19 protein-coding genes and 1 tRNA gene are annotated in these 17832 nt (G+C 56.9%); 1 reads left to right on the forward strand and 19 read right to left on the reverse strand.

Annotated elements, in window-relative coordinates; translation table 11 throughout:
- Positions 1-33 precede the first annotated feature (33 nt).
- The 5 genes from ABV589_RS08145 to ABV589_RS08165 all read right to left on the reverse strand — a co-directional run bounded on the left by ABV589_RS08145 (position 34) and on the right by ABV589_RS08165 (position 6146).
- On the reverse strand, positions 34-1866 hold the full coding sequence (locus tag ABV589_RS08145) for a carbamoyltransferase (protein WP_367085508.1): 1833 nt from the start codon (positions 1864-1866) through the stop codon (positions 34-36).
- Positions 1863-2480: a LysE family translocator gene (locus ABV589_RS08150; RefSeq protein ID WP_007962045.1), complete on the reverse strand. Its 618-nt coding sequence runs from the start codon at positions 2478-2480 to the stop codon at positions 1863-1865. Before ABV589_RS08150 ends, ABV589_RS08145 begins: the two co-directional genes overlap by 4 nt.
- A complete protein-coding gene (locus ABV589_RS08155) occupies positions 2477-4675 on the reverse strand; it encodes an iron-containing redox enzyme family protein (protein ID WP_367085509.1) in 2199 nt (732 codons plus the stop codon). The genes ABV589_RS08150 and ABV589_RS08155 overlap by 4 nt, the downstream gene beginning before the upstream one ends.
- A gap of 63 nt (positions 4676-4738) precedes the next feature.
- A complete protein-coding gene (locus ABV589_RS08160) occupies positions 4739-5365 on the reverse strand; it encodes a LysE family translocator (protein ID WP_367085510.1) in 627 nt (208 codons plus the stop codon).
- A gap of 22 nt (positions 5366-5387) precedes the next feature.
- Complete coding sequence (locus ABV589_RS08165; protein WP_367085511.1) at positions 5388-6146, reverse strand: YqcI/YcgG family protein; 759 nt, start codon at positions 6144-6146, stop codon at positions 5388-5390.
- A 138-nt stretch (positions 6147-6284) separates the two neighbouring features.
- On the opposite strand from ABV589_RS08165, the gene ABV589_RS08170 reads away from it, so the two are divergent.
- The gene (locus ABV589_RS08170; protein ID WP_367085512.1) at positions 6285-7205 is read left to right on the forward strand and encodes a LysR substrate-binding domain-containing protein; all 921 of its coding nucleotides are present in this window, start codon (positions 6285-6287) and stop codon (positions 7203-7205) included.
- A gap of 144 nt (positions 7206-7349) precedes the next feature.
- Here ABV589_RS08170 and ABV589_RS08175 read toward each other — a convergent pair.
- The 14 genes from ABV589_RS08175 to ABV589_RS08240 form a co-directional block, all read right to left on the reverse strand.
- Positions 7350-7425, reverse strand: a tRNA-Lys gene (locus ABV589_RS08175).
- A 62-nt stretch (positions 7426-7487) separates the two neighbouring features.
- Positions 7488-8180, reverse strand: coding sequence for a 7-cyano-7-deazaguanine synthase QueC (gene queC / locus ABV589_RS08180; RefSeq protein WP_367085513.1), 693 nt, complete (start codon positions 8178-8180; stop codon positions 7488-7490).
- 1 nt (position 8181) lies between these two features.
- The gene (gene queE, locus ABV589_RS08185; protein ID WP_007962032.1) at positions 8182-8829 is read right to left on the reverse strand and encodes a 7-carboxy-7-deazaguanine synthase QueE; all 648 of its coding nucleotides are present in this window, start codon (positions 8827-8829) and stop codon (positions 8182-8184) included.
- Between the two features lie 166 nt (positions 8830-8995).
- Complete coding sequence (gene ybgF / locus ABV589_RS08190; RefSeq protein ID WP_367085514.1) at positions 8996-9832, reverse strand: tol-pal system protein YbgF; 837 nt, start codon at positions 9830-9832, stop codon at positions 8996-8998.
- A gap of 6 nt (positions 9833-9838) precedes the next feature.
- Positions 9839-10336 carry a peptidoglycan-associated lipoprotein Pal gene (pal, locus tag ABV589_RS08195; RefSeq protein WP_003178634.1) on the reverse strand — a complete coding sequence of 166 codons (498 nt, stop codon included), beginning with the start codon at positions 10334-10336 and terminating at the stop codon, positions 9839-9841.
- Between the two features lie 52 nt (positions 10337-10388).
- Complete coding sequence (gene tolB / locus ABV589_RS08200; protein WP_177325710.1) at positions 10389-11669, reverse strand: Tol-Pal system beta propeller repeat protein TolB; 1281 nt, start codon at positions 11667-11669, stop codon at positions 10389-10391.
- 17 nt (positions 11670-11686) lie between these two features.
- Positions 11687-12751, reverse strand: coding sequence for a cell envelope integrity protein TolA (tolA, locus tag ABV589_RS08205; protein ID WP_007962027.1), 1065 nt, complete (start codon positions 12749-12751; stop codon positions 11687-11689).
- A complete protein-coding gene (gene tolR / locus ABV589_RS08210) occupies positions 12751-13203 on the reverse strand; it encodes a protein TolR (protein WP_161794900.1) in 453 nt (150 codons plus the stop codon). The genes tolA and tolR overlap by 1 nt, the downstream gene beginning before the upstream one ends.
- 23 nt (positions 13204-13226) lie before the next feature.
- Complete coding sequence (gene tolQ / locus ABV589_RS08215) at positions 13227-13922, reverse strand: protein TolQ (protein ID WP_007912733.1); 696 nt, start codon at positions 13920-13922, stop codon at positions 13227-13229.
- Positions 13912-14379, reverse strand: coding sequence for a tol-pal system-associated acyl-CoA thioesterase (gene ybgC, locus ABV589_RS08220; protein WP_027612533.1), 468 nt, complete (start codon positions 14377-14379; stop codon positions 13912-13914). Before ybgC ends, tolQ begins: the two co-directional genes overlap by 11 nt.
- A gap of 127 nt (positions 14380-14506) precedes the next feature.
- Positions 14507-15568, reverse strand: a complete 1062-nt coding sequence (gene ruvB, locus ABV589_RS08225) for a Holliday junction branch migration DNA helicase RuvB (protein ID WP_007962024.1) — start codon at positions 15566-15568, stop codon at positions 14507-14509.
- Complete coding sequence (gene ruvA, locus ABV589_RS08230) at positions 15569-16177, reverse strand: Holliday junction branch migration protein RuvA (protein WP_003227522.1); 609 nt, start codon at positions 16175-16177, stop codon at positions 15569-15571.
- Between the two features lie 114 nt (positions 16178-16291).
- Positions 16292-16819, reverse strand: coding sequence for a crossover junction endodeoxyribonuclease RuvC (gene ruvC / locus ABV589_RS08235; RefSeq protein WP_007962095.1), 528 nt, complete (start codon positions 16817-16819; stop codon positions 16292-16294).
- A gap of 141 nt (positions 16820-16960) precedes the next feature.
- The gene (locus tag ABV589_RS08240) at positions 16961-17707 is read right to left on the reverse strand and encodes a YebC/PmpR family DNA-binding transcriptional regulator (RefSeq protein WP_003227527.1); all 747 of its coding nucleotides are present in this window, start codon (positions 17705-17707) and stop codon (positions 16961-16963) included.
- Positions 17708-17832 lie beyond the last annotated feature (125 nt).

Here is a 17832-nt window from a genome sequence, read left to right on the forward strand (position 1 = left end):
TGCACCGCCTGGTGGTGATTCAGTTCGGGTTTGTCAGTCAAGGGCATAGTGCGTTCTCCAGTCGGTCTCTTCATTCCATTGAGGCTGGTCGGACTTGGTCAGCAGAAACTGACCGATCACCAGACAATCCATTTCCGTGCGCATGAAGCAGCGGTAGGCGTCTTCCGGACTTTCAACGATCGGCTCCCCCCGAACGTTGAACGAGGTATTGATCAGTACCGGGCAGTCCGTCCGCTCGGCAAATGAGCTGAGTAACTGTCGAAACCGCGGATTGTGTCTGCCATCCACGGTCTGCACCCGAGCGGAGAAGTCCACGTGAGTCACTGCCGGTATTTGTGAGCGCTTGAGCTTGAGCTTCTCGATACCGATATAGCCGACGTCATTCACGTTTGGCTCTCGCTTGTCAGGCTGTACCGGCGCGACGATCAACATATAGGGCGACGGGTGATCCAGATCGAACCATTCGTGCGCCTTTTCGGCCAGAACCACTGGGGCAAACGGGCGAAACGACTCACGGTTCTTGATTTTCAGGTTCATGACGCTCTGCATGTGTTCCGAGCGAGGGTTCCCCAGAATCGATCGCGAGCCGAGAGAGCGTGGGCCAAATTCCATGCGCCCCTGAAACCATCCGATGACTTTGTCTTCGGCCAACCGCGCGGCCGTCGCCTCGATCAAGGCCAACGGATCGAGCTTTTGATAGTTGGCTTTCAGCTCACACAGGTACTGTTCGATCTGGTCATCACTGTAAGCATTGCCAAGATAGGCACCTTGCATGCTGTCCTCGGTGCCGTCCGCCTGACGTTGCATCCCGGTCTTTTCAAAATGGCATTGCAACGCGGCGCCAAGAGAGCCCCCGGAATCCCCCGAGGCTGGCTGGATGAACAAACTTTTGAATAACCCGGATCTGGCCAGTTTGCCGTTGGCCACACAGTTCAGGGCCACACCACCGGAAAGGCACAAATGCTCGGCGTTGGTCATTGCCTTGACCTTGCGGGCCAGTCCGAGCATGACCTGTTCGGTGACCACCTGGATGGAGGCCGCCAAATCCATTTCCCGTTGAGTGATGAGAGCCTCGGGTTCGCGCGGCGGGCCAGCGAACAAGGTCTCAAAGGCATCGCTGATCATCCGTTCGCCCACCTCATAATCGAAGTACTGGCGATTCAGCGTGAAAATGCCGTCGTCTTCGATCCGGATAAGATGCTCCAGAATGGTCTCGACATATTTCGGCTCACCGTAGGGCGCCAGCCCCATGAGCTTGTATTCCCCGGAGTCAACCTTGAACCCGCAGTAATAGGTGAATGCCGAATACAACAAACCAAGAGAATGAGGGAAACGAACCTCGAACAGCGGTTCGAGGCGATTACCGGTGCCATGCCAGGCGGTGGTGGTCGACCACTCCCCTACACCGTCGACACACAACACAGCGGCATCCTGGAACGGTGACGGATAGAACGCCGAAGCCGCGTGACTCAAATGATGCTGACAGAGATACAACGGGGGCATTGCCACGCCGGGAAATAGCGTCTGCAGTTCGCGAGCGATGATGCCCTCGACGTCCTTTCGCGCGACGAAGCGGGTGTAGTTTTGCGCGAACGCCAGAGCGCCTCGCGGGAAATTGCTCTTGTAGGTGTGGCAGATTCGCTCGAACTTGATGCTCGGGTCTTCGTAATAGGCCAGCCAGCTGATATCCGCCAGCGTGATACCTGCCTGATCCAGGCAGGCGAGCAAGGCTTTGGCCGGGAAGCGCTTGTCCTGTTTGACCCGTGAAAAACGCTCTTCCTGCAATGCGCAGACGATTTTTCCGTCCTTCAGCAGGGCCACCGCGCTGTCATGGTAGAACGCCGAGATTCCAAGAATGTAACTCATACCACCCCCTGCACGAAGGCGAAAATCGCAATGGCGAAAAACAGCACGGGCGGCAGATAGTCAAACCAGGTGGCGCGCTGGATGGCGCCTCGCAATGAATGCGCGGTCAGCCCGACCGTCATATTCACCAGAATCCCGCCGATATTGAAAATGAGCCCGTAAAGCAGAAAATGCAGCCACGCAGGACTCGCATCGGACGGCACGAATTGCGGCAGCAGACTGATAAAAAACAGACCGATCTTGGGGTTCGACAGGTTGATCAGCATGCCTTTGCTAAACGCATAGCTGGCTGGCGCTGGCGGGATTTCGCTGCCTTCAGCCGTACCGCCAACAGGACGGCGGGGCCAGGAAATATAGGCCAGATACAACAAGTAAAAAGCCCCGGCAATCTGCACTGCGCGATACAGCAGCGGCACTTCCTTGAAAATCAGTACCAGGCCGAATGCTGCCAGCAACACGTAGAAAAACACTCCAAACTCAACGCCCGCCGCCGCCCGCAAACCGGTCCTTACGCCATGCTTGAGCGATTGGTTCATCACGTACAGCATCGCTGGCCCGGGCGCCAGGTTGATGACCAGTACCGCCAAAATGAAAGATAGAAATCCGTAGCTCATAATGCATCCTGCCGTTGTGTGATTTTGTTGTAACTGCGTCGGGTAAAGTCACGCAGCGCGGCCAGCAGTGACGCTTCGGGCGGGCTCAACGCACGGTAGCCGACCCAGACGCGCTGCCAATGGTGAGCGAGTTCCGTTTGCCCACCGTTCTGCGCCACATCATCCAGATGTAGTTTGATCGCCTCGATGGCCCAGGCTGTGTGGCCACTGACCACGTTGTCGATGGTGTTGTGGAGGTCGGTAAACATCGAGTTGAAGCCGTAGTGCCGCAAGACGTCAGCCGAACGGCGATACTCGCCTCCCACACCCGACAGTTCCATGGCGAGATTCAAACCCAGGGTTTCCGGTTGAAAACTTTGCGGAAACAGTGAAATGGCGAGCCAGAACACCGGAACCTGCAGACAGTCATCGTCAAAATGCGTGGATGCAGCAAAGGACCGAGCCGTGAACGTCCCGACATCGACCCCCATACTGGTCAACAGCTCCTGGTAGATATTGCCGTGATGGAGCGCTGTATCGCCTTGGCCGAGCTCGTCGATCAGAGTGCGGTATAGCAATGCGCCGATCGGACTGGTGACAATCGCCGGCTTGACGATGTTTCGCAGCCAGGCACCATCGATCAGGGTCAAGGGCGCCAGCCGCGTCGCGTCGGCAATAATCTCCTCGCGACTTTCTTCGGGTACCTGCGTCAATGGTCGGTAGCTTTCAACCTGTCGCTTGTGCTGCGCGGCTAACCACTGATCCAATCGTTGATGACTGTAAACACTGAACGGCAGTCCTTCACTGCGCACAGCCTGTTGATGGCGTGCCAACCACCGCTCGGCAAAAAGCCTGGCTGCCGGCAGGGCATCAGGCGCCTTGTCAATATGAAGGAACAGGGGGTAAAGCTGCTGTAGCGAATAATCGGAATACTTGGCCAGTGCCAGTTGCCGGGCTTGAGCCAGTGCTTGTTCGCAAAGCGTTGCCGATTGCTCAGGAGATGGAGCGGTCAGCGGCGGCGGAGCAACAACACTCAAACTCTCTCTGTTCAGCGATGCGATCCAGGTATCGACGACTTGAATATCTTGCGCAGAAAAAACCCCGAACATCCTGCCTTTCGGGTGACTGATGAGATTCATCAACGCGCTTTTTCCCGGCTGGCCAGCCCTGACGTAACGAGAGTTAGCCAGCGCCTGAATCGTCGCCTGCGCATTGAAGGTTTGCGGATCCAGCCAATGGTCGATCGGTTGGTCGGCCAGTTGCCCACGCTTGTGATAACCGCAGCCATGAGGACCCAGTTTTTCAATCAATGCGAGCATGGCCGCCGCATTACTGAAACGCGCTTCATCCTTGAGTTCGCTGGCCAGGCGTTTTTCACTTTTCTGAATCAGACTCAGTGCGCAAGCAAAGCCTGTGGCGATCCGGTCATGCGCCTGCGAATCGACCTGCGCCAGGAAATAGTCAATGGCCTCCGCCGCCGCCGGCCAATACCGGTCGCTGGATGAACAGCCAAAGACAGGGTTGCCCGCTTGCGCACACAGGATGTTGAGCTGATCGAGATAACCGCACATTGCAAGATTGACGCCCAGGGTTTCGGCGAACCGTGTCGCTGGAAAACTTGCCAGGCCTAGCAAGAACACCGGTAGCTCGTAAGCGGCGCCCTCTATGTTCGGGTCATGACTGAAACTGTTCGCGAATACTTCATTCAAGTGTACCCCTGCCTGCCGTGCGGCCTGCTCGAACAAATAGCTCTGGCTCAAGGACGGATACCCTCCCCCGACCAGCCGCGCATGTGTCTGAAGCAGCAAACCACCATCCTTGCGCCACGCGTAGGCGATCGAAGTCACGCCGCAAAGCCAGCCACCGAGGGTTTTAAACAGCGGCGCATATTGATAGTAAAAATGACGTCGCTGCGGCGCATCGTGAAGAGTGTCTGGCATGTCCTGACGAATTTGCGCCCCGAGTGCCTGGATATCGCGCTGTCCCGCAACAATAAACGCAGCAAGATCTGCAGCCTCGCCCACCGCGCGATGAGGATTCAGATATTGATCGATATTGTTCCAGACCAACTCCATCAGCCCATGACTCTGTTCCTGGTTAATCAGCCTGAAAAACCATTGACGAGGGCTATATCTCAGCGTCGCGAGTTCCGTCGAAGAGATCGCCAGAAAAATCGGCACTTCGTCATCAGGTAACGCAGAAGTACTACCGGCCATTATTCGATCCTTGATTGATGGCATTGAATTGCTTCGGATAACCAGACCGTACAAGCAGTCAACTCATGACAAATTGAACAGTTCGCGCACGTTATAGATCAGCCCGGACAAGGCAATCAAAAGCAATGCGACACCCGAGCCCTTGGAAATCAAGTGGCTGCTGGTTTTACTCAGCAGTTTCCTGGTCATGAAAATATATAAACCCAGAATGGCAAAATCGATCACAACCCAGAGTAACGAGAGCAGGATCAGGCTGTGCTTCGAGGAAGAGGTAATCTGGATGAACTGGGGAAAGAATGAGATAAAGAAAATAATGTCTTTGGGGTTGGAAATACCCACGATGAACCCGTGCCACAGACCACCCTGCATCGCTTGTTTATCCGGGGATTGTGCCTCCGCAGATGCCGGATTGTTCTTCAGCGCATCAAGCGCCAGGTAACCGATAAAAAGACAACCCAGCAAGCTGAGCATGTTCAACAACACGACATTGACAGCAGCACTGGCAACGATGATGTAAGAGGCCAGTGCAATCAGCATCAAGGAGGCCCAGTTCGTGCCTATCGCCGTCGAGAACGCCTTTCTCGGCCCGGCAGCGCTGGCAGTCGCGACCACTAGCGCGACGACGGGGCCTGGCGTCGCTATCAAAAGCATGACGGTCAAAATATAGGTAATGGCTAATGCAGTATTCACGCCTTGCTTGCCCCGCTGTCGGTTAATCGATATTCATTCGAAAAGGGCATCGCTCATGACTCAGTGATCCCGGTTCTTCAAGTTGGTATTGTTTGATTTCAAAGTTGCCCGGATCACCAAAAACACCGAGCGTTCTGGAGTACACGCCTCCGTTGTAGGCATCAGAACGGGAACGAATACGTGCACGAATACGTTGTCCGCTCAGCGAGTTACCGGCAGCCACCTGGTCAAAATTTTCTCGAGGATTGATCACGAATACGATATGCGTCCCCAGGTTCCTGCTTTTCATCAGGCGATGCCGGGGAAAGTTCATGTTCACGAAAAGAGGTATCCCCATGAAAGAGAATGACCATTTTTCGCTACTCAGGTCGGCCGAAATCTCTCTTGGCCATGGCCCGGGATCCTGGTTGTGCAGCCTCTGCAAAAGATCCCAGGCATAAAGTTGCTCTTGTTCAAGAGAATCAAACCCGTTGTTTTCCAACAGTACGATCAAGGGCTTGCCGACTCTACATTTCAGTGGCCAGGCATTTACCTTTTTCAAATAAGAAGCAAGCCCCGTCATGAAGTCGGTAACGTCAGATTCTTTACTGACAAACAAAAGTTCGATATTCGAAGACTTCACCGCTTTCATCCCAAACAGACAGGGAAAAGAGGCCTGGCGTACGACACTTTCGAACACGTCTAATGCCGATGTTACCCAAGTCGTCTTGAGCGACTCATACACCTGCAGATTCTCAAGCCAATCCAGCTTGTTAAAACAACGTCCGTGTATAGCTACCATTGCATCTCCATGATGATGCTCAAAAAAAGTTATATGCATATACCTTTTTTAGAAGACGCATTCTGGGAGAGGCCGGGATCGTTGTAAAACGAGTTAGATTATGATCTCTTATTAGTTTTACTCATGGTAGAAACCTGTATGACGGAACGGATTCCCGCACTGTATTCCTTACGCGCATTTGAGGTCGCAGCGCGCTTTGTCTCATTCAGCAAGGCAGCCAGCGAGCTATCGGTCACTCAAAGTGCGGTGAGTCATCATGTTAAAACCCTCGAAGAACTTTTCGGTTGCAGCCTTTTCGAACGCCACGGACCAAAAATTAGCCTGACCGAACATGGGCGACTGCTCGCAGACGAGTTGAAGGTCGGCTTCAAGATCATCGAAAGTGCTTGTGAGCTATTGAAGGTGGATCGTCATCGGCTGCGCCTCAAGGCACCTTCGACGCTGACGATTCGCTGGCTTCTCAGAGCGCTGGATAAATTCAATAAACACAACAGCCATTGCTCTGTGCAACTCTCCAGTGTCTGGATGGATGTTGACGAGGTCGACTTCTACTCCGAGCCCTATGATTGCGCGATTCTGTTGGGGGATGGCAATTTCGGCCCGGCCATGGAGAGCTTTAAACTGTTTGATGAATGGCTGATCCCCATTTGCAGTCCTGGGTATCTGGAGCCGGAAGACCTCAAACTGTCGTCGCTCAACGATCATGAATTGCTGCATCCCTCCACTGACCGGCGAGACTGGCGACGATGGCTGAAAAGAATGGGCTGCCTTGATACCACCAATATAGAGCGCGGCCAGTTGTTCGACACCCTGGATCAGGGAATTGCCGCTGCCGTACAGGGTATGGGAATCTCCGTGGCAGATCTGGTGCTGGTTGTTCAGGAGATTCAGGCCGGCCAGTTGCGACTTCCATTCAAAAGCGCTGTGGCGACAGGGGATGGCTATTACATGACCTGGCTGAAAGCCAGCCCCAAGTCGCAGCAGATGTGCCAACTGCGCGATTACCTGATGACTCAGGTTCATGCCCTCCCGACACAAGGTATCGCCTACCTGCTCTGATGGCCGCAGGCGTCGCGCAATCGAGACTTTCGCAGCGGCGCCTGATCCAGCCTCAAGACGCTGGAGCCCGCGAAATCGCAGGCAAAAAAAAACCCGGAAATCCTCACTTTCGTGGGCCTTCCGGATTTTCTAAACCGCCAAATATGGTGGGTCGTGTGGGATTCGAACCTACGACCAATTGGTTAAAAGCCAACTGCTCTACCAACTGAGCTAACGACCCGCTGTGTGGTGGCGCGTATAATACTGATTTTTAAGGACTATTCAACACCTTTTTGAAAAAAATCAAAAATAAGGTGTTGGATCGCCTACACCGGCCGCTGCGAAGCCTTCTGCACGCAGGCGGCAGCTGTCGCATTTGCCGCACGCACGGCCTTCATCGTCCGCCTGATAGCAGGAAACGGTCAGGCCATAATCGACGCCGAGCTTCACGCCCGCCTGGACGATCTGCGCCTTGCTCAGGTTCTGCAGCGGTGCCTGGATGCGGAAACCGTTGCCTTCCACGCCCGCCTTGGTCGCCAGGTTGGCCATGCGCTCGAACGACTCGATGAACTCCGGACGGCAATCCGGGTAACCGGAATAGTCCACCGCATTGACGCCGATAAAGATGTCACGGGCGCCGAGCACTTCCGCCCAGCCCAATGCCAGCGACAGGAACACCGTGTTGCGCGCCGGCACGTAGGTCACCGGGATGCCCTCGCCCAACTCTTCCGGGATGTCGATGCTGGTGTCGGTCAGCGCCGAGCCGCCCATGCCGTTGAGGTTCAGGCCGATTACTTTGTGCTCGACCACACCCAGATCGCGGGCGACGCGCGCGGCGGCATGCAGCTCCGCATGAGAGCGCTGGCCGTAATCGAAACTCATGGTGTAGCAGGCATAACCTTCAGCCCGGGCCATCGCCACCACCGTGGCCGAATCGAGGCCACCCGACAGCAGGATGACCGCACGTTTTTCGTGAGTGTTCAGTTGTTCAGTCATATCAGCGCCCCGGCTCGTCATTCCATAGATATTTATGCAGCTGCAATTGCAACCGCACTGGCAGGTTGTCTGCCACCACCCAATCCGCCAGATCCCTGGCATTGAGGTCATGATGACTTGGGGAAAACAGCACTTCACCCGCACGGCGATCAAGACCGTACTGGATCAGCTTCGAGACCGCCCAGTCATAGTCGTCCCGCGAACAGATGACAAACTTCACCTGATCGTTGGACGTCAACAGTTCGATATTTTCATAGCGGTTGCGGTGCGCCTCTTTGGAATCGGGCGTCTTCAAGTCGACCACGCGACTGACGCGCGGATCTACTGCCGAGATGTCGAGGGCACCACTGGTTTCCAGGGAGACCTCATATCCGGCATCACACAACTGCTTGAGCAAAGGGATGGCGTTCGGCTGTGCCAGCGGTTCACCGCCGGTTACACAGACATAGCGCGGACGATATCCGGCCACTTGCTCGAGGATGTCGTCGAGGGTACGAATCGTACCGCCGCTGAACGCATAGGCACTGTCGCAGTATTGGCAACGCAACGGGCAACCGGTCAGGCGCACAAAAACCGTGGGCAGCCCGGCTGTCCGAGTTTCCCCCTGCAACGAGTAGAAAACTTCGGTAATTCTCAATGTGTCTTGCATAGTCGCCACGGGCGTAACAGCTAAACAGGCTGTCCGCCTCCGTCAGGCACTTCCGGCAACCCCGCCAACGCGTAGATCACCAGAAGCGTGTTTCAGAAAAAGGGCGTGAATTCTAACGAAAAAACCCGCGACAAGCGCGGGTTTCTTCCAAACGGGTCAAACACACTTACATGCGTTGCAGATCGCGTTGGGCCAACTGAGCAGCGGAGGTCCCCGGGTATTGGGAAACCACCTGTTGCAGAATGCCTTTGACCTTGTCGGTATGACCCAGGCGGCGCTCTACATCAGCCAGCTTGTACAGCGAGTCCGGCACTTTGTTGTGCTTGGGATAAAGCTGCGAAACTTTGGCAAAAGCCTGACCTGCGCCCTGCAGATCACCCTTGGCCAGATTGACTTCGCCCAACCAGTACTGGGCATTGCCCGCGTATTGACTGTTCGGGTATTTGCGCAGGAATGCCGAGAAAGCCTGGCTGGCCTTGTCGAAATCCTTGGCTTTGATCAGGTCGAAAGCGGCATCGTAATACAGCTTTTCCTTGGCCGGATCACCCGGTTCGCTACTCGCAGCAGGTGCCTGGGCGGCAGCAGCCCCGGCGCCAGCGGCAGCACCGGCAGCAGCACTTGCGTCGCCACCGGCAGAAGAATTCTCAGGAGTCGCGGCAGGTGCAGCACCGGATCCTATGCGCCGATCAAGATCCTGGTATCGCTCCAGGGATTCCTGCTTCATGCGCGCAACCTGATTCTGCAGTTCTTCGATCACACCCTGTTGGCGCGATATCTGATCCTGCATCTGTTGCAGTTGGTTGAACAGCATGCCCTGTGCCGAGGCAGGGGCCGAAGCCGCTCCCCCGGCATAGGCGCCGTTCGTACCGTAACCCGCAGGCGGATAACTGCTCCCGCTATTGTTATAACCGGAGTTGTCATCGACCACAGGAACCGCAGCCCACACCGCAAGCGGTGCGAGACTGAGAGCCAGGACAGTTACAGCACGACGGCACGTTCGCATATCGAATTACTTACGCAGTTCGACGCGACGGTTTTGAGCCCAGGACTGCTCGTCGTTGCCGGTAGCAACTGGACGCTCTTCGCCGTAGGAAACCAGTTCCAGCTGAGCTGGGGAAACACCTTGCAGTACCAGGTAGCGCTGAACGGCTTTCGCACGACGCTCGCCCAGTGCCATGTTGTACTCACGAGTACCACGTTCGTCGGTGTTGCCTTCCAGAACAACGCGAGCGCCGTTTGCTTTCAGGTCTTTGGCGTGAACGTCCAGAGCGCGCATGGCTTCTGGCTTCAGGTCCGAGCTGTCGTATTCGAAGTAGAAGGTGGTGATTGCGCGCAGAGCAGCTTCTTCGCTCAGGGAACCGTCAACGGCACCAGTGTTTGCGCCGTAACCAGCGTTTGGATCAACAGCGCCTTCACCGGCGTTGTCGCCGCCTTTGGACGAGCAACCTACAGCTACAGCCATGGCCAGAGCCAGCGCAGCAAATTTACCAAACTTCAGCATTTCCATCGTGAAACTCCTAATGAACCCCAGTGTGTTAAGTAAAACGTAAAGCGCCGCGTCAGTTCAGGTAAGGGGACCAGGACGGTTCTCTGACTTCGCCTTGTGCGGTAGGAAGCGGGAGCCTCACGCGTCCATTAATGGACACGAGCATCAAGACTCCCCGGCCCTGCTGGCGGGTGGCGTAGATTACCATGGTGCCGTTGGGCGCAACAGTGGGTGACTCGTCCAGAGTGCTATCAGTGAGGATCTTTACACTACCTCGCTGCAAATCCTGGGCCGCCACCTTGAAATTGGTGAAACCATCCTGGCGATGGATCATCACCAGCGTCTTTTCATCCGCCGAAAGCTTCGGGTTGGCGTTGTAGTTGCCAATGAAGGTCACACGCTCGGCACCGCCGCCATTGGCGCTGGTTTTGTAGATCTGTGGTTTGCCGCCACGGTCCGAGGTGAAGTAGATGGTCGAACCATCCTTGCCCCAGTACGGTTCGGTGTTGATGCCAGGACCTGCCGTCACGCGAGTGATCTGACGCGAACCCAGGTTCATCACATAGATGTCCGGGTTGCCGTCTTTCGACAGTACGAAAGCCAGGCGATTGCCATCCGGCGACCAGGCTGGCGCGCCGTTCAGGCCTTCGAAGTTGGTGATCTGCTCACGGCGACCGGTGTCGATGTTCTGCATGAAGATCCGTGGACGCTTCTGCTCGAACGACACGTAAGCGATACGCTTGCCATCCGGGGCGAAACGCGGCGACAGGATCGGCTCGCGCGATTGCAGCAGAGTTACCGCACGGGCACCGTCGTAGTCCGAACGCTGCAGGGTGTAGCGAGTGTTCTTCTCGGAAAAACGCTCGGCTGTCACGTACAGCAGACGGGTCGAAAACGCACCTTTGATACCGGTGAGTTTTTCGAACGACTGGTCAGAGATGAAGTGCGCCATGTCACGCAGTTGCTCGGTGGTACCGGAAACACTGCCGTCAGCCACTTTCTGCTCGGTGGCCACGTTGAACAGTGCCCATTGCACCTGCAGACGACCGCCTGCCGGAGCAATGCTGCCGACCATCATGTATTGAGCACCCACCGCCTTCCAGTCACGGAAGATGATTTCGCTCGGCTGGCTTGGCTGGCTGATCATGTTTTGCTTTGGAATCGGCGAGTAGTAGCCCGAGTTCCGCAAATCGTTACCAATGATTTCTGCCATGTCGTCCGGCAGCACGGCGCCGCCCTGCATGCCGAACGGTACGACGGCAATCGGGGTGGCCCGATCGCTGCCGCTGGTGACCAGAATGTTCTTTTCATCAGCCATCGCGATCCCTGCCATGCAGCAGATCACGACCAGCATTCCTCGAAGAAGGTTTCTCACAAGGCTAGATCCTCAGGTGTGAATGTCATCTTGAATGAACGATACGGAGCGAAATCGCTCGGCTTCATTCCCTGCATTTCCGTCAAACGTCCAATATTCTTCACTGCCGCGACTGCCGAAGCATCGAACGGACCGTCGCCACTGGACTTGGCCACGCTGACCGAAGTCACCGTACCGTCCGGCAACATGCCGATTTGCAGCACGACCGTCATGCCTTTGCGTGCCGAAGGAGGACGAGCCCAACCTTCCGCTGCCCGCGCACGAATCAGGTCATCGAAACTGCCCGCGACTTCGTCACCCTGCTCATCGGCCAAGGCCTGCTGACGCTGTGGCGTGTCGGAAAGCAAATCTGCCAGGGCCTGAGCCTTTTTCTCTTCGGCGGATTTACGTGCCGCTTCCTGCGATTTCTTCTTCGCAGCATCAGCAGCAGCTTTCTTCTTCGCTTCGTCGGCGACTTTCTTCTTCGCCTCCTCAGCTTCAGCTTTTTTCTTGGCGTCTTCGGCGGCTTTCTTCTTCGCGTCTTCGACGATCTTCTTCTTGGCTTCTTCAGCGGCCGCTTTCTTGGCCTCTTCCTTGGCCTCTTCTTCGGCTTTCTTCTTGGCTATATCAGCCAATTGTTTCTCTTCTGCCTTCTTGGCCTCGGCTTTCTTCGCATCGTCGGCTTTCTTGGCTTCATCAGCCTTTTTCGCCTCGTCCGCTTTCTTCGCCTCGTCGGCCTTCTTGGCTTCCTCGGCCTTTTGAGCCGCTTCTTCTTTCTTTTGTTCCGCAGCCTTCACCGCTTCCTGCTCGACCTTTTTCTGTTCCATCTGCTCGACTTCGGTCTGGCGCGCGGCGGATTTCTTCGCCTCACCCGCAATCTTCTGATTGGTCTGGGTGGTTGCCTGACTTTTCGATTTCAACTGGTACAGGGTCGCCTGGACGATCGGCTTGGCCGGCGGCAACTCGGGTGTGAAGGCAAAACTGACGAACAGCATGCCGAACACCAGCACGTGCAGGACAATCGCCAGAACACTGGGCCAGAAGTAGCTTTCCGAGGCGGACGGCTCTCGCTGTTGCTGCATCAGGGGGCCTCGGTAATCAAACCAACATTACCGACCCCGGCTTTCTGCAACCCGCCCATGGCACCCATGACGGCGCCGTAGTCGACCGACTTGTCGCCACGAATGAAGACCTGGGTACGCTTGCCGCCTTCGGTACCGGCGCGAATGATCTTGGTCACCGCGTCAGTCATCTGCGGCAGCGTCATTGCCCTGTCCTGCTGCTTTTCAGTATCGACTTCGCTGCCAAGGTTCCAGTAGTAGGTCTTGTCAGCCTTGATCGAAATGGTCAGCACCTGAGTGTTGTTGTCCTGCGGCAAGGCTTCGCTGGAAACCTTGGGCAGATCCACTTTCACGCCCTGATTGAGCATCGGCGCGGTCACCATGAAGATAACCAGCAGCACCAGCATCACGTCGATGTATGGCACCACGTTCATCTCGGCGACCGGCTTGCGCTTGTTTCGGGCTCGAGCGATTAAAGCCATCGGGAAATACCTGCTTATTCTTCGCTGGTGTGCACTTTGCGGTGCAGGATCGCCTGGAACTCATCGGCGAAGGTGTAGTAGCGGCTCAGCAAGGTTTCGCTGCGGGCAGAGAAACGGTTGTAAGCGATAACGGCCGGGATCGCGGCGAACAGGCCGATCGCGGTAGCGATCAGGGCTTCGGCGATACCCGGGGCCACGGTGGCCAGGGTCGCCTGCTGGGCGCTGGCCAGACCGCGGAAGGAGTTCATGATGCCCCACACGGTACCGAACAGACCGATGTACGGGCTGACCGAACCAACGGTGGCAAGGAACGGCAGGCTCTGCTCCAGCTTCTCTTCCTCACGGGAGATGGCAACGCGCATGGCACGGGCCACACCTTCCATCACCGCTTCCGGATCAACACCTGGCTGCTGACGCAGACGGGAGAATTCCTTGAAACCGGCACGGAAGATCTGCTCCACGCCCGAATCCGGATCCGGGTTGCTGCCGGCCTGACGGTACAGCTTGGACAGATCGATACCCGACCAGAAGCGCTCTTCGAAGCTCTCCAGGGCGCGTCGACCGGCACGCAGCAGATTGCTGCGCTGAAAGATCATGATCCATGAGGTCACCGATGCGGCCACCAGGGTCAACATTACCAACTGCACCACGATGCTGGCATTGCTGACCAGGCTCCACATGGAGGAATGGTCGACGACGTTAGCTTCCACGCTTTATCTCCTGCTTTGAGTGTGTACCCGTGCCGCCCGCGTCGGCAAAGGCCGCACGCAAGGATTCGGGCATGGCCCGGGGTTTCAAACTGTCGGTGCGCACACAGGCCACCAGAAACTGCCCTTCACAGAGCAGCACATTATCCGTGGCCCGCCTGACCTGCTGTTTGAAGCGCAGGCTGGCACGGTTCAATTCGATTACATCAGCGCTTACCAGCAGTTCGTCGTCCAGTCGCGCCGGCGCGTGGTAGCGCGCTTCGCTGGAATGCACGACAAACAACAGGTCCTCCCCGGCCAGTTCCGACTGGGCAAAGCCCAGCGTCCGGAGCCGCTCGGTTCGAGCCCGTTCCATAAACTTGAGGTAATTAACGTAATACACGATGCCGCCCGCATCGGTGTCCTCGTAATAAACGCGACAACGATGTGCGAACGGCTCAAGCCCGTTTTGCGCGCGCATACTCTAGTGCTTACTCCTCGGGTTGCCAATCCGGCCAGGCAACTGTTTTTTCAGTGTTTAAGGCTTTACCGCAAAAGTACCGTCCTGTGACAGTACAAACGCTGAATAAATCGCGAAAAAATGTGTATCAATCATCCACGGCATCGAGAAACTCGTCTGCCACGGGCATCTCGCCCATTCGTGACGGAATGTTCAGACCGAAATGCAGGTACGCATGTCGCGTCACCACCCTGCCCCGTGGTGTACGCATGATGTAACCCTGCTGAATCAGGTACGGCTCCAGCACATCTTCGATGGTGTGGCGCTCTTCGCTGATCGCCGCCGCGAGGCTGTCGATGCCCACCGGACCGCCATCGAACTTCTCGATCATGGTCAGCAGCAAGCGCCGGTCCTGATGATCGAAGCCGTGTTCATCGACATCCAGCAGATTCAACGCCAGATCGGCCACCGACTTGGTGATATGACCCTTGGCCCGGACCTCGGCAAAATCGCGCACCCGACGCAGCAGACGGTTGGCGATCCGCGGCGTACCACGGGCACGACGAGCGATTTCGAAAGAACCCTCCGGATCCAGTGGCAGACCGAGAATCGCCGCCGACCGACTGACAATCGTCGCCAGATCCGCCGTGCTGTAGAACTCGAGACGCTGGACGATACCGAAGCGGTCACGCAACGGGTTGGTCAGCATGCCAGCACGGGTGGTGGCGCCGACGAGGGTGAACGGTGGCAGATCAAGCTTGATCGAGCGCGCCGCCGGCCCTTCGCCGATCATGATGTCGAGCTGGAAGTCTTCCATCGCCGGATACAGCACTTCCTCAACGATGGGCGACAGACGATGGATTTCGTCGATGAACAATACGTCGTGCGGCTCAAGATTGGTCAGCAGTGCCGCCAGATCCCCCGGACGTTCTAGCACCGGACCGGACGTGCTCTTGATCGACACGCCCATTTCCTGGGCAATGATATTGGCCAGCGTGGTTTTACCCAGACCCGGCGGGCCGAAGATCAACGTGTGATCCAGCGACTCACTGCGACCACGCGCCGCCTGGATGAACAGTTCCATCTGCTCGCGCACGGTCGGCTGGCCAATATAGTCGGCCAGACTGACCGGGCGAATGGCCCGGTCCTGGACTTCTTCGCGCTCGCGCGGGCTGTGCGCGGCGGCGATCAGACGATCAGCTTCAATCACTTAAATCATTCCCTTCAGGGCGCGGCGGATCAGGTCTTCACTGCTCAAATTCTTGTCCTTGATGGCGGTAATCGCCTTGCTCGCTTCCTGCGGCTTGTAGCCCAGGGAAATCAACGCACTGACCGCATCGTTTTCAGCGGTGTTGACCGGCGCCGGGCCGTCCGGCTGGTTCGGCACCAGAGCGAACATGGCCGGCGAGGTTTCCCAGGCCTTGAAGCGATCCTTCAGTTCAACCAGCAGGCGTTCCGCGGTTTTCTTGCCGACACCCGGGACCTTGGTCAGCGCCGAGGTGTCTTGGGATTGTACGCAGCGGATCAGCTCATCGACTTCCAGGCTCGACATCAAGGCCAGGGCCAATTTCGGCCCGACACCATTGAGACGGATCAACTCGCGAAAAAAGTCTCGCTCACGCTTGCCGGCGAAGCCATAGAGTAATTGCGCGTCTTCGCGTACGACCAAATGGGTGTGCAGCGTCAGCGGTTCACCGACCGACGGCAGACGATAAAGGGTGGTCATGGGCACTTCCAGCTCATACCCGAGGCCGTTTACATCCAGAATCAGGTGCGGCGGCTGTTTCTCAGCCAGGGTGCCGCGCAAGCGTCCAATCACGTTTCAGATCCTTGAGCGTTGACCAGCCGGGGGCTGGCGACAGATGGAAGGCGGGATTCGGGCCGACAACCCAGGCGCGAAATCCGCATTCCGCAAAAATGATTGCTGATGCTATCAGAGACGCAGGCGCCCGCCACGACTGCGTGCGGTTCCCAAGCCGTGCGGCAGAAGGCTGGAACGGGTGTGCGCGTGACAAATGGCGATAGCGAGGGCATCCGAGGCATCGATCTGCGGTTTGCTGGTCAGCTTGAGCATGTGCATGACCATCATCTGCACCTGTTCTTTATTGGCAGCGCCGGTGCCGACCACGGCTTGCTTGACCTGGGTGGCGGTGTATTCGGCAATTTCCAGACATTCTTCGGCGCCTGCGACAATCGCCGCACCGCGAGCCTGCCCGAGCTTGAGCGCCGAGTCGGCGTTTTTCGCCATGAACACTTTTTCGATGCCCATGGTCACCGGGCCATAGGTCTGAATGATTTCACGCACGCCGCGATAAACGATTTGCAGCCGCTCATGCAGCTCGCCGGCGCCGGTACGGATGCAGCCCGAGGCCACATAGATGCAGCCGCCGCGTCCGGTATCGCGAACAATCCCGTAACCGGTGATGCGCGAGCCGGGGTCGATACCCAGAATTAAAGTCATAACGCCTGCTGGTTCGAAATAACACAAAAACAAATGTGGGAGCTGGCTTGCCAGCGATGACGGAGTGTCAGGCGCCATCATTGCCTGATGTGCCGACGCCATCGCTGGCAAGCCAGCTCCCACATTGAATCGTAGTCGCTCTTAACCGAGCTGAGCGGCCACGTCTTCCGGAATGTCTGCGTTGGAGTAGACGTTCTGCACGTCATCCAGATCCTCGAGCATGTCGATCAGCTTGAGCACCTTCTCCGCGCCTTCCAGATCCAGTTCGGCGCTGGTGGTCGGCTGCATGACGATTTCTGCGTCGTCGCCTTTGAACCCGGCCGCTTCCAGCGCGTTACGCACCGCATAGAAGCTGGTGAACGAGGTGAACACGTCGATCGAGCCGTCTTCATGGCTGACGACGTCGTCGGCATCGGCTTCCAGCGCCGCTTCGGTCAGGGCGTCTTCGTCGACGCCCGGGGCGAAGCTGATCTGCCCCTTGCGCTCGAACAGGTACGCGACCGACCCGTCGGTGCCGAGGTTGCCGCCACACTTGCTGAATGCATGGCGGACGGCTGCAGCGGTACGGTTGCGGTTGTCGGTCATGCATTCGACCATCACCGCCACGCCACCCGGGCCGTAACCTTCGTAAGTCAGCTCTTCAACGTTGTCCGCTTCGGTCGCACCGGCGCCACGGGCCACGGCGCGATCGATGATGTCGCGGCTCATGTTCGCGCCAAGGGCCTTGTCCAGGGCCAGACGCAGACGCGGGTTGGAACCCGGATCACCGCCGCCCTGACGGGCCGCAACGGTCAGTTCACGGATCCACTTGGTGAAGATCTTGCCTCTCTTGGCATCCTGACGTTCTTTGCGGTGCTTGATGTTCGCCCACTTGGAATGACCTGCCATAACTCGCTCCGAATTCTCTTGAAACGTTGCCCGCCCTGCTCACGCAGCGGCCAGCAAACAAAAAATCTCGACCTGCTCTCTATAGAAAGAAAAAAGGCGCATCCGAAGATGCGCCTTCAGGCCCG

Origin of the sequence: Pseudomonas sp. HOU2, from assembly GCF_040729435.1 — a bacterium.
Lineage (GTDB): Bacteria > Pseudomonadota > Gammaproteobacteria > Pseudomonadales > Pseudomonadaceae > Aquipseudomonas.

What these genes read in the sequence shown, in the direction of transcription:
- tolA (WP_007962027.1), bottom strand. Translation starts at nt 12,751, where the DNA reads ATGCAGCAACAGCGAGAGCCGTCCGCCTCGGAAAGCTACTTCTGGCCC.
- ABV589_RS08165 (WP_367085511.1), bottom strand. Translation starts at nt 6,146, where the DNA reads ATGGTAGCTATACACGGACGTTGTTTTAACAAGCTGGATTGGCTTGAG.
- ABV589_RS08150 (WP_007962045.1), bottom strand. Translation starts at nt 2,480, where the DNA reads ATGAGCTACGGATTTCTATCTTTCATTTTGGCGGTACTGGTCATCAAC.
- ybgF (WP_367085514.1), bottom strand. Translation starts at nt 9,832, where the DNA reads ATGCGAACGTGCCGTCGTGCTGTAACTGTCCTGGCTCTCAGTCTCGCA.
- ABV589_RS08155 (WP_367085509.1), bottom strand. Translation starts at nt 4,675, where the DNA reads ATGGCCGGTAGTACTTCTGCGTTACCTGATGACGAAGTGCCGATTTTT.
- queE (WP_007962032.1), bottom strand. Translation starts at nt 8,829, where the DNA reads ATGCAAGACACATTGAGAATTACCGAAGTTTTCTACTCGTTGCAGGGG.
- ruvC (WP_007962095.1), bottom strand. Translation starts at nt 16,819, where the DNA reads ATGACTTTAATTCTGGGTATCGACCCCGGCTCGCGCATCACCGGTTAC.
- ABV589_RS08145 (WP_367085508.1), bottom strand. Translation starts at nt 1,866, where the DNA reads ATGAGTTACATTCTTGGAATCTCGGCGTTCTACCATGACAGCGCGGTG.
- tolB (WP_177325710.1), bottom strand. Translation starts at nt 11,669, where the DNA reads ATGCTGGTCGTGATCTGCTGCATGGCAGGGATCGCGATGGCTGATGAA.
- ABV589_RS08240 (WP_003227527.1), bottom strand. Translation starts at nt 17,707, where the DNA reads ATGGCAGGTCATTCCAAGTGGGCGAACATCAAGCACCGCAAAGAACGT.
- queC (WP_367085513.1), bottom strand. Translation starts at nt 8,180, where the DNA reads ATGACTGAACAACTGAACACTCACGAAAAACGTGCGGTCATCCTGCTG.
- ybgC (WP_027612533.1), bottom strand. Translation starts at nt 14,379, where the DNA reads ATGCGCGCGCAAAACGGGCTTGAGCCGTTCGCACATCGTTGTCGCGTT.
- ABV589_RS08170 (WP_367085512.1), top strand. Translation starts at nt 6,285, where the DNA reads ATGACGGAACGGATTCCCGCACTGTATTCCTTACGCGCATTTGAGGTC.
- pal (WP_003178634.1), bottom strand. Translation starts at nt 10,336, where the DNA reads ATGGAAATGCTGAAGTTTGGTAAATTTGCTGCGCTGGCTCTGGCCATG.